The organism is Stenotrophomonas sp. PFBMAA-4 (assembly GCF_030053215.1).
In the GTDB taxonomy this organism is placed as follows: Bacteria; Pseudomonadota; Gammaproteobacteria; order Xanthomonadales; family Xanthomonadaceae; genus Stenotrophomonas.
The window spans coordinates 1-10,690 of the sequence record NZ_JASGBW010000056.1; the positions used below are offsets into that span (position 1 = coordinate 1).

10 protein-coding genes are annotated in these 10,690 nt (G+C 68.3%); 4 read left to right on the plus strand and 6 right to left on the minus strand.

Going from position 1 to position 10,690, the window contains the following annotated elements:
- Positions 1 to 151: 151 nt before the first annotated feature.
- The 3 genes from QMZ26_RS20765 to QMZ26_RS20775 form a co-directional block, all read right to left on the minus strand.
- The gene (locus tag QMZ26_RS20765) at positions 152 to 1,717 is read right to left on the minus strand and encodes a protein adenylyltransferase SelO (RefSeq protein ID WP_283222534.1); all 1,566 of its coding nucleotides are present in this window, start codon (positions 1,715 to 1,717) and stop codon (positions 152 to 154) included.
- Between the two features lie 31 nt (positions 1,718 to 1,748).
- Positions 1,749 to 2,438, minus strand: a complete 690-nt coding sequence (locus QMZ26_RS20770) for a glutathione S-transferase (RefSeq protein ID WP_079221582.1) — start codon at positions 2,436 to 2,438, stop codon at positions 1,749 to 1,751.
- Positions 2,439 to 2,622: 184 nt separating this feature from the next.
- The gene (locus QMZ26_RS20775; protein ID WP_004153307.1) at positions 2,623 to 2,832 is read right to left on the minus strand and encodes a cold-shock protein; all 210 of its coding nucleotides are present in this window, start codon (positions 2,830 to 2,832) and stop codon (positions 2,623 to 2,625) included.
- A 304-nt stretch (positions 2,833 to 3,136) separates the two neighbouring features.
- On the opposite strand from QMZ26_RS20775, the gene QMZ26_RS20780 reads away from it, so the two are divergent.
- Positions 3,137 to 3,625, plus strand: coding sequence for a YaiI/YqxD family protein (locus tag QMZ26_RS20780; protein WP_283222535.1), 489 nt, complete (start codon positions 3,137 to 3,139; stop codon positions 3,623 to 3,625).
- 42 nt (positions 3,626 to 3,667) lie between these two features.
- Here the strand turns inward: QMZ26_RS20780 and QMZ26_RS20785 are convergent, their stop codons facing one another.
- Together QMZ26_RS20785 and QMZ26_RS20790 are read right to left on the minus strand one after the other, a co-directional pair.
- Entirely contained in the window at positions 3,668 to 4,555 is an 888-nt protein-coding gene (locus QMZ26_RS20785) for a pseudouridine synthase (RefSeq protein ID WP_283222536.1), read from the minus strand.
- Positions 4,552 to 4,914 carry a hypothetical protein gene (locus QMZ26_RS20790; RefSeq protein WP_283222537.1) on the minus strand — a complete coding sequence of 121 codons (363 nt, stop codon included), beginning with the start codon at positions 4,912 to 4,914 and terminating at the stop codon, positions 4,552 to 4,554. Before QMZ26_RS20790 ends, QMZ26_RS20785 begins: the two co-directional genes overlap by 4 nt.
- 122 nt (positions 4,915 to 5,036) lie before the next feature.
- Here QMZ26_RS20790 and QMZ26_RS20795 point away from each other — a divergent pair, with 122 nt between their 5' ends.
- The 3 genes from QMZ26_RS20795 (at position 5,037) to QMZ26_RS20805 (ending at position 8,927) form a co-directional block, all read left to right on the plus strand.
- Positions 5,037 to 5,585 (plus strand): YaeQ family protein, encoded by a 549-nt coding sequence (locus QMZ26_RS20795; protein WP_283222538.1) that lies wholly within the window; start codon positions 5,037 to 5,039, stop codon positions 5,583 to 5,585.
- Positions 5,582 to 6,766, plus strand: coding sequence for an NAD(P)/FAD-dependent oxidoreductase (locus QMZ26_RS20800; protein WP_283222539.1), 1,185 nt, complete (start codon positions 5,582 to 5,584; stop codon positions 6,764 to 6,766). The genes QMZ26_RS20795 and QMZ26_RS20800 overlap by 4 nt, the downstream gene beginning before the upstream one ends.
- Before the next feature lie 91 nt (positions 6,767 to 6,857).
- Complete coding sequence (locus tag QMZ26_RS20805) at positions 6,858 to 8,927, plus strand: EAL domain-containing protein (RefSeq protein WP_283222540.1); 2,070 nt, start codon at positions 6,858 to 6,860, stop codon at positions 8,925 to 8,927.
- Between the two features lie 169 nt (positions 8,928 to 9,096).
- On the opposite strand, the gene fabV is transcribed toward QMZ26_RS20805, so the two are convergent.
- On the minus strand, positions 9,097 to 10,356 hold the full coding sequence (gene fabV / locus QMZ26_RS20810) for an enoyl-ACP reductase FabV (protein WP_283222541.1): 1,260 nt from the start codon (positions 10,354 to 10,356) through the stop codon (positions 9,097 to 9,099).
- Positions 10,357 to 10,690: the final 334 nt, after the last annotated feature.

The following is a 10,690-nucleotide window of genomic DNA, read 5'->3' on the forward strand; positions in this document are numbered from 1 at the left end:
AACTGGCGACGGCGGGGTGGGTTTTACGGCGCCCCCCTCACCCGCCCCCACCCCGCCATCCCACGGAAAGCCAGCTTTTGACGTTTAGGTTGCCGGCCAGCGGCCGGCACTACCGCAGGTGCAGGGCTGCAAGCCCTGCAGAAGAAACCCCCTACGAACTGCAGGACAGCATCGAGCAGCCCGCGCGGTCATCCGCCCACGCCGGTCGCTTGCCGGCATAGTGCTCCAGCCCCGGGCGTTCCGTGTACGGGTCACGCAATACGTCCTGCAGCGCGTGCACGCCTCCCAGGTCGCCCTGCTCCGCCCGGTCGATCGCTTCCTGCGCCAACCAGTTGCGCAGCACGTACAGCGGATTGGCCGCCGCCATCTTCGCCAGGCGCGCATCGGCCGCCAGCGGATCGACACGCAGCCGCGCGGCGTAGTCCTGCAACCACTGCTGCAGCGGCACCTGCACCGCCTGCCGGCGTGCTTCGTCGTAGTACACCGCTTCGAGCACACCCGCATCCGGCGCCGCCGCGTCCACGCGCATCAACGCGCGCCAGGCCAACGTCATGTCCATGCCGCCGTCCTGCAGCAACTGCTGCCAGCGCAGGTAGAGCTGCAGGTCTTCGTCATCGGCGGCGGCCAAGCCCAGCTTGGCGGCGGCATCGCGGCGCGTGCAGGCGACGAAGGTGGACTGGAACGCGGCCAGACCGGCCTGCAGCGGCTGCACGTCGGCGAACAGCGGCGACAGTGCCTGCGCAAGCCGATTGAGGTTCCAGTACGCCACCTGCGGCTGGCTGCCGAAGCGGTAGCGGCGGCCCTGGGCGTCGGTGGTGTTGGGCGTCCAGTCCGGGTCGTAATCCTCCACCCAGCCGTACGGGCCGTAGTCGATGGTCAGGCCCAGCACGGACAGGTTGTCGGTGTTCATCACCCCGTGCACGAAACCGACCCGCATCCAGTGCGCCATCAGCTCGGCGGTGCGCACGGCGATCTGCGCGAACCAGTCGCCGTGCAACGCCTCGCCCTCGCCCTGCAGCCCGGGGAAGTCGCGGGCGATGCAGGCCTCGGCCAGCTGCTTCAGCAGCGCGGTCTCGCCGCGGGATGCCGGCAGTTCGAAGGTGCCGAAGCGGATGAACGACGGCGCGACGCGGCAGACGATGGCGCCCGGCTCGGCGCGCGGGTGGCCGTCGTAGAACATGTCGCGCACCACGTCTTCGCCCGTGCCGACCAGCGACAAGGCGCGCGTGGTCGGCACGCCCAGGTGATGCATCGCTTCGCTGCACAGGAACTCGCGGATGGACGAGCGCAGCACGGCACGGCCATCGGCGCCGCGCGAGTACGGGGTCGGCCCGGCGCCCTTCAGCTGCAGCTCCCAGTGCCGGCCATCGGCTGCCACCAGTTCTCCCAGCGAAATCGCCCGGCCATCGCCCAGCTGGCCCGCCCAATGGCCGAACTGGTGGCCACCGTAGTTGGCTGCCCATGGCTGCATGCCTGCGTACAGCGCGTTGCCGCCAAATACCTGGGCGAAGTCTTCGCCTTCCACGTCTGCCGCTTCCAGCCCCAGCAGCGCGGCCACGTCCGGCGACCAGGCCAGCAACGTAGGGGCGGCCACGGGGGTCGGCATCACCGATGACCATGCGGCGCCGCGCACTTCGCGGCGGCGCGGGCCACTCTCGGGGTCGCCCGGCAGGGCGCTCAGCAGGCGGTTGTCGAAACGGGGGGCGCTGGTATCCATCCCTGCAGGATGGGGGCGGCAGGGCCGCTCCTCAATCGCCGCGCAGGGCCTGCAGGGCGCCGCCGTGCGCCTCGGCGCGCCGGTAGGCCGGGCGCTCGCCGATGCGCGCAAGGAAGCTGCGCAGGGCCGGCTTGTCGTCCAGGCCACCCCCACGGGCTGCAGCCGCCTGGATCGGGAAACTCATCTGGATGTCGGCCGCGGTGAAACGGTCACCGGCGAACCAGGGGCTTTCGGCCAGCCGCCGCTCCATCCAGTCCAGGTGCAGGCGCCGTTGCGGACCAATGAAGCTGCGCTCGGCCTTGTCGGCAATGCCGCGGGCAATCGGCCGGGCGAAGAACGGCATCGGCGCGCTGCGGATGCGGCCGATCACCAGGGTCAGCAGCAGCGGCGGCATCGCCGAACCTTCGGCGTAATGCAGCCAGTAGCGGTAGTCGATGCGCTCGGCACCGTCGGCCGGAACCGGCGACGGCGAGAACTGGCGCCCGGTGTCGTAGCGGTCGACGAGGTAATCGAGGATCGCCCCGGACTCGGCCAGCACCAGATCGCCATCCTGCAGCACCGGCGATTTGCCGAGCGGGTGGACCTGGCGCAGCTCCGGCGGCGCCAGCAGCGTCTTCGGATCGCGCGGGTAGCGCCGCAGCTCGTAGTCCAGCCCCAGCTCCTCCAGCATCCACAGCACGCGCAGCGAACGGGAGTTTTCCAGGTGGTGGACGATGCGCATGGGGATGATCCTTGGGGGGAAGTTCATCCTACCGCGCCGGGTGCATGCCCCTCGTAGAGTCGAGCTTGCTCGACTGCCGTGCAGAAGCAGTCGAGCAAGCTCGACTCTACGAAACAGCGGGCAATAAAAAACGCCGGAAGCTTTCGCTTCCGGCGTTTCTGGCTACCAAACGGTAGCAGACGGATTAGACCGCCTGCACCTGGTCAGCCTGCATACCCTTCTGGCCCTGGACGGCGATGAAGGTAACCTTCTGGCCTTCCTGCAGGGTCTTGAAGCCGGTGCCCTGGATGGCACGGAAGTGCACGAACAGGTCCGGGCCGCTTTCCGGGGTGATGAAGCCGAAGCCCTTGGCGTCGTTGAACCACTTGACAGTGCCGGTCTGACGATCAGACATAGTTACTAACTCCTGAAACACATGTTGAAAAAAATCGCAGCCACCGGGTATCGGGGCCGAGACTGAGTTGCAGGCGTTGGTAAAGCGGATCGATGAGCGGATCGTGAGATCAACTGCACCAGGCCACGATTCACGGTGACCCTAGCAAACACAGTGGGTCGAACGATACGCGTGTTTTCAGGAAAAAGCGATAGCCCCGACATTCAGCCGCATCCCCTGCCCGGCTAGGCGTGACAAGGGCTGGCAGCCGATCGAGGCTAAACCCGAGCCCCCATTCAGGTTTTTCCTACCCTACACTGGGTAGATGACTGAAGCTGAAACCCCCGCTGAACACGGGCATCCGAGGATCTGGGTCGATGCCGACGCCTGCCCTGTTGTCATCCGCGACATCCTGTTCCGCGCCGCCGAGCGGGTCGGCCTGGAGCTCACCCTGGTCGCCAACCAGTGGATCCGCACACCGCCCTCGCGCTGGCTGCGCTCCCTCCAGGTGCCACAGGGCCTGGACGTGGCCGACAGTGCCATCGTCGAGCGGGTCGCCGCCGGTGACCTGGTGGTCACCCAGGACATCCCGCTGGCTGCGCTGGTGCTGGAGAAGAACGCCGTCGCCCTGAACCCGCGCGGCCAGCTGTACACCGCCAACAACATGGCCGAGCGGCTGTCGATGCGCAATTTCATGGAGGAACTGCGCGGATCGGGCGTACAGACCGGTGGCCCGCCGCCGCTGGGCCAGCGCGACCGCCAGCTGTTCGCCGCCGAGCTGGACCGCTGGCTGGCCCGGATCAAGCCGCGGTGATCAAGCCGCTGTGATCAATCCGCAGTGATCAGGCCCCGCTGATCAGACCGCGTCGGCCGGGCTGTCCGGCGCCTGCAGCGAACGGTCACTGCTGAACACCCGGCGCTGCCCGTCCAGCGGATCCTGGAACGCCAGGGCCCGCGCCAGCAGCTGCAACGGCGGCGCCCGCAGCGGATCCGCCGCTGGCTGCAGCTGCGGATAGAGGTCATCGCCGAGGATCGGTGCGCCCAGCGCCGCCATGTGCACGCGCAACTGGTGCTTGCGCCCGGTTTCCGGCCGCAGCCGGTAATGCCAGACCGCCGCGTCGGCGGCGATCACGTCCACCCGGGTGCGCGCGTTCGGCTCACCCGCTGCCTCGGCCATGCGGAAGAACGGCTCGCCCGCCACGATCCGGCTCCGCCGCTCCAGCGGGAACTGCAGGCCCGGCAACGCGGGCGCCAGCGCCTCATAGGTCTTGTCGATACGCCGTTCGCGGAACAGCCGCTGGTAGGCATCGCGCGAATCGGGCCGCTGCGAGAACAGGACCAGCCCTGCGGTGAGCCGGTCAAGACGGTGCAGCGGCACCAGGTCCGTGTTGCCGGTGCGCGCCACCAGCCGCGCCAGCAGGGTCTCGCGCACGTAGCCGCCTGCGGGCGTGACCGGCAGGTGGTGCGGCTTGTCGGCCACCAGCAGGTGCTCATCCTGGTACACGATGCGCTCGCTGAACGGGATGCACGGTTCGTCGCTGACCTCGCGGAAATAGACGATGTCCAGCCCGACCTGCCAGGGCTGGTCCGGCGCAAGCGCCCTGCCCTGCGCGTCCTGCACCCGGCCCCGGGCGAAACGGTCCTGCCACTGCCCGCGGCCGATGCGCGGGAAGCGCGCACACAGTCCATCGAGCAGGCACGCCCAGTCACCCGGCGGCAGCTGCAGGCGGCTGGGCAGGCTCATGGCGTGGAGGGCTCCGGCGCCGGCAGCGTGGCCGCGTCCAGCACCTGCCAGCCATCGCGCTCCATGCCGTCGCCCAGGCCATCGCCCAGCGCCGCCAGCACCAGCGCACGCATCACCGCAGGCCGGTGCAGGTTGATCCAGGTGCCGTCGGCCATGCGCAGGCTGCCGTGGTCCAGCCCGGCCTCACCGGCCAGCCGCCGCTGCGCAGGGGCGCTGCTGAAGCGCATGCGCAGCCGGCGCCCGGGCGCATAGGCGGCGAACACCACGCTGGCGGGCAGCGCACCCGCCGCGGATGCGCGGACGCTGCAGACGAAGTCGGCGTCGGCAATACGGAGACGGCGGATCGGGGAACGGGGCATGCGCGGGCGACAGGAGGGAAAGCACCGCCAGAGTGCCATCGTTGACGCCCGGCAGACACCCTGGCGACGGACACCCTTACAGCAAACCTCTATCATGGTCGTCTTTAGTCCACGGATTCCCCATGGCCCTCACCGCCACCATCCGCAAGGCCGAGTTGCAGATCAGCGACATGGATCGCGGCTACTACGCGACCCACAACCTGACCCTGGCCCAGCACCCGTCGGAAACCGACGATCGCCTGATGGTGCGCCTGCTCGCCTTCGCCCTCAATGCCGACGACCGCCTGGAGTTCGGCCGCGGCCTGAGCACCGACGACGAACCGGACCTGTGGAACCACGATTACACCGGCGACATCCTGCAGTGGATCGACCTGGGCCACCCGGACGAATCGCGCGTGCGCAAGGCCTGCAACCGCAGCCGCCAGGTGCAGGTGGTGAACTACGGCGGCAACGCGTCCGATATCTGGTGGAACAAGCAGGGCAAGGGCCTGGCCCGCTTCGACAACCTGTCGGTGGTCGACCTCGACGGCGCCTTCGTCGAACAGTGGGGCCAGCAGATCCAGCGCGCCATGCGTTTCAGCGTGCTGATCCAGGATGGCGAGGTGCAGCTCCTCAACGACCAGATCCAGCTCGACATCATTCCGGACTGGCGCAAGCGCGCCAAGGCATGAGCACGATCCGCTGCGACGTGCTGGTCATCGGTGCCGGCGCAGCCGGGCTGATGACTGCGATCACGGCCGGCCAGCGCGGCCGCCACGTGCAGGTGATCGACCACGCCAACAAGGTCGGCAAGAAGATCCTGATGTCCGGTGGTGGGCGCTGCAACTTCACCAACACCGGTACCACGCCGGCCAACTTCCTCTCGGCCAACCCGCATTTCTGCAAGTCAGCCCTGGCGCGCTACACGCCGTGGCACTTCATCGAGCTGGTGGACAAGCACCGCATCGCCTATCACGAAAAGGAACTGGGGCAGCTGTTCTGCGATGTCTCGTCCAAGCAGATCGTGAAGATGCTGGTGGACGAGTGCCAGGCGGCCGGCGTGCAGATCCGCACCAACTGCAGCGTGCAGCGCATTGAACACGGCAGCGATGGCTTCCGCGTGCACACCACCGATGGCCTGTTCCATTGCGCCTCGCTGGTGGTGGCAACCGGCGGCCTGTCGATCCCCAGCATGGGCGCCACCGGCTTCGGCTACGAGGTGGCCCGCCAGTTCGGCCACCAGATCCTGCCCACCCGCGCCGGCCTGGTACCGCTGACCCTCAGTGGCACCCACCAGGAGCGGCTGGCCGACCTCAGTGGCGTTGCCCTGCCCATCGAGGCGCGCTGCAACGGCAAGCACTTCCAGAACTTCATGCTGCTGACCCATCGTGGCGTCAGCGGGCCGGCCATCCTGCAGATCTCCTCGTTCTGGCAACCCGGCGATGCCCTGGAACTGGACCTGTTGCCGGGCCAGGACGCGACCGAGTGGCTGCGGCAGATGAAACGCGACCGGCCGGCGGCCGAACTGCGCACGGTATTGGCCGAGGTGCTGCCCAAGCGGCTCGCCCAGCGCCTGTGCGAGCACTGGCTACCGGACCGCCCGGTGCGGCAGCTGGACGAACCGGTGCTGCGCCAGGCCGGGCAGCTGCTGGGCGCTTTCCCGTTGGTGGCCAGCGGCACCGAAGGCTACCGCACCGCCGAAGTCACCCTGGGCGGCGTGGACACGGCCGAGGTCTCTTCGGCCACCCTGGAGTCCAAGCGCGTACCCGGCCTGCACTTCGTCGGCGAGGTGCTGGACGTGACGGGTTGGCTGGGGGGCTACAACTTCCAGTGGGCCTGGGCCAGCGGCCATGCCGCCGGCAGCGTGGTGTGAACCGCATCGCCGTTCCAACCCCGCAAGGGGCGAGCGCATGGACGGACCGCCGCGCATCGTGTATCTAGATTTGCAGATTGGGGAGCAGTGCATGCAGAACGCGAACGACATCACCATCCGGCTGCTGATCGTCGATGACAGCGGCGAGAACGCCGAAGCCATCGTCAGCACCCTGCGCAACAGCGGCATCGCCGTGCGCCCGTGGCGGCCACAGGATTCGGCCGAGCTGTCGCAGGTGCTGGCCAGCCAGGCCATCGACCTGGTGCTGGCCTCGCCGTCGCAGGGCATCCCGCTGCCGCTGGTGGCCCAGCACATCGCCGCCAGCGGCAAGGACATCCCGCTGGTGCTGCTGGCCGATCACATCGACGAAGACGAACTGGTCCAGGCCAGCAGCAACGGCGTCCGCGCCCTGGCGCTGCGCCAGCGCAATGAACACCTGCTGGCGGTGGTCCGCGACCAGTGGGTCGACCTGCAGGCGCGCCGTGGCCTGCGCCGCATCGAGGCGCAGATGCGCGAGACCGAGCGCCGCTGCGACGCGCTGATCGCCTCCTCGCGCGACCCCATCGCCTATGTCCACGAAGGCATGCACATCCGTGCCAACGATGCCTATCTGGAAATGTTCGGCTACGAGGACTTCGACGAGGTCGAAGGCATCTCGCTGCTGGACATGGTCGCCGCCCAGCACGTGGACAGCTTCAAGCAGCTGCTGAAGTCGCTCAGCCGTGGCGAGGCGCCGCCGCCGCAGTACCAGCTGGATGCGCGCCACCAGGATGGCAGTGCGTTCCCGGCCACCATGGAATTCACTGCCGCCACCTACGAAGGCGAATCCTGCCTGCAGGTGGTGTTCCGCCGCCGGCTGGAACTGGACACCGAACTGGCCCGCGAGGTCGAGGACCTCCGCCAGCGCGACCAGGTCACCGGCCTGCTCAACCGCCCCACCTTCATGCTGCAGGTGGAAGATGCCGTGGCCCAGGCCGGTCGCAGCGAGGGCCAGTTCGGCCTGCTGCTGGTCGAACCGGATCACTACGCGCGCCTGATCCCCGATATCGGCCTGGCCTCGGCCGACACCCTGATCGGCGCGATGGCCGCGCTGCTGGCTGACGTGGTGGGCGAGGATGCGCAGATGGCGCGCTTCGGCGAGCACAGCTTCGCCGTGCTGCAGGCCGGCGCCTACGCACAGACCCTGGCGCTGGCCGAGCGCATCCGCGAAGCCTTTGCCGCGCACGTGTTCACCATCGGCGCACGCTCGGCCACGGTCACCGTCAGCCTCGGCGGCGTGCAGGTGGGCGAGAAGATCGCCAGCATCGGCCAGGTGCTGGCGCGTGCCAGCGAGTGCGCGCAGGCTGCGGCCGCGCTGGGCAACACTTCGCGCATCTTCGACCCGGCTGCGGTCGACCGCATCGAGGAAGAGCGCGTGCAGCGCTGGGTCGCGCGCATCCGCGAGGCGCTGGCAGGTGACGGCTTCCAGCTGCATTACCAGCCGGTGCTGAACCTGCAGGGCGAGCCGCTGGAGCTGTACGAGGCCTACCTGCGCTTGGAGCACAACGGCGAGCTGCTCAGCCCGACCGCCTTCCTCGGCATTGCCGAGGAGCACGGCCTGCTGGGCGACATCAATCGCTGGGTGGTCTCGCAGGCCATCGACGTGCTCGGCGCACGCGCCCGTGCCGGCCATGACACGCAGATCCTGGTCAAGGTCACCCCCGAGTCGTTCGACGACCCCAAGATGATTGCCACCCTGCGCCAGCAGCTGCAGGCACAGGGCGTACCGGGCGAACGGCTGTGGCTGCATGCGCCGGAGGTCAAGGTCTTCACCCACCTGCGCACCGCCCAGCAGTTCCTTGCCGACGTCGCCCCGCTGGGTTGCCGGATCGGCCTGGAGCAGTTCGGTTCGGGGCTGGATTCGTTCCAGCTGCTGGCCCACTTCGAGCCGCAGTTCCTCAAGCTGGACCGCGGCTTCACCAGCGACCTTGGCGCGACCCGCGAGAACATCGACCGCATCAGCCAGATCACCGCACGTGCGCAGGAAGCCGGTATCCGCACCATGGCCGAGTTCGTCAGCGATGCGAACTCGATGACCCTGCTGTTCAGCGCGGGCGTCGATTACGTGCAGGGCGAGTTCGTCGGCCCGGCGCTGCCGTCGATGAACTTCGATTTCGGCTGAGGTGGTAGCGCCGGGCCGTGCCCGGCGAGCGCAGCGGCATCCACAGCATCCGCCGGGCATGGCCCGGCGCTACCATTTGGCGCGCGCAGGTAGCGCCGGGCCGTGGCCGGCGAGCGTAGCGGCATTTATGGCATCCGCCGGGCATGGCCCGGCGCTACCGTTTATCGCGTCAGGTCAGGTCGACCAGGTTGTCGATCTTCACGTCCGGGTTGACGTCGGCCTCGTAGTCCACGCCGTCCACGCCGAAACCGAACAGGCGCAGGAAGTCGGCCTTGTAGCCGGCCAGGTCGCTGATCTCGTAGAGGTTCTCGTTGGTCACCTGCGGCCACAGCTCCAGCACCTTGCCCTGCACTTCCGGGGCCATTTCCTTGTAGTCCGCACGCAGGCGGCCTTCCTCGTCCACCAGGGCGACCGTGCGGCCCTGGCCATCGACGAGGTCGTGGCGCAGGCGGTCGACAGCCACGCCGTCCGCCTTGCCGCCGTAGAGGATGTCGTACAGCACGTCGAGCTGCTCTATGCAGCCTTCGTGCGTGCCCTGCGCCTTCATCACCTTGAACAGCAGCGACAGGTACAGCGGCATGGTCGGAATGGCCGAGCTGGCCTGGGTGACCACGGCCTTGAGCACCGACACGCGCGCGTCGCCACCGATCTTCGCCAGCGATGCGCGCAGGCCCAGCACCTTGTCGTCCAGATCCTTCTTGGCCGCGCCGATCGAACCGTTCCAGTAGATCGCCTGGGTGATCTCTTCGCCCACGTAGGTGAAGGCGGTGGTGGTGCAGCCGTTGGCCAGCACGCCGGCCTCGGACAGCGCATCGATCCACATCTGCCAGTCTTCGCCACCCATCACCGCGACGGTGCCGGCGATCTCCTCAGCCGTGGCCGGCTGCAGGTGGGTCTCGGTCAGCACTTCCTTGTCGGTATCCAGGCCACGCAGGACGATCGGCTCGCCGATCGGCTTCAGCGTGGAGCTGATGATCTCGCCGGTCTTGGGGTGCTTGCGGCGCGGCGCGGCCAGGCTGTAGACCACCTGGTCGACCTGGCCGAGGTCAGCCTTGATCATCTCGATGGTCTTGGCCTTCACTTCATCGGAGAAGGCATCGCCGTTGATGCTCTTGGCATACAGGCCGGCTTCGTCGGCGTACTTGTGGAACGCCGCGGAGTTGTACCAGCCCGCCGTGCCCGGCTTGGTCTCACTGCCCGGGCGTTCGAAGAAGATGCCCAGGGTGGCAGCGCCGCTGCCGAACGCGGCGGTGATGCGCGCAGCGAGGCCGTAGCCGGTGGAGGCACCGATGACCAGCACGCGCTTGGGGCCGTTCTGGATCGGCGGGCGGGCGCGGATGTAGTCGATCTGCTGCTTGACCGCGGCCTCGCAGCCGGTCGGGTGGGTGGTGACGCAGATGAAGCCGCGGACGCGCGGTTTGATGACCATGGATACCTCGGGTTGGCAGATGCGGCGCACGGGGCGCTCAGCAGGAATACGGGCGCGCGCAGGTGCGCGCGAACCGCAGGATCGTAGTGCGCGGGGGAAGATTGCACAACCGACGCCGGCGTAGGGTGGGGTTTGTTTCTGCAGGGCTTGCAGCCCTGCACCTGCTGGATCAACGTCAACGTCAAAAGCTGGGTTCCTGCGGGGTGGCGGGACGGGTCCGGTTGAGGGGGACGCCGTGAACCCATCCATGGGGGCTTGGTCGCGCCATCCATGGCGCTCACACCCCCTCAACCGGACCCACCCCGCCTTCGACAGTTCTCCGCGATCTGTCGGA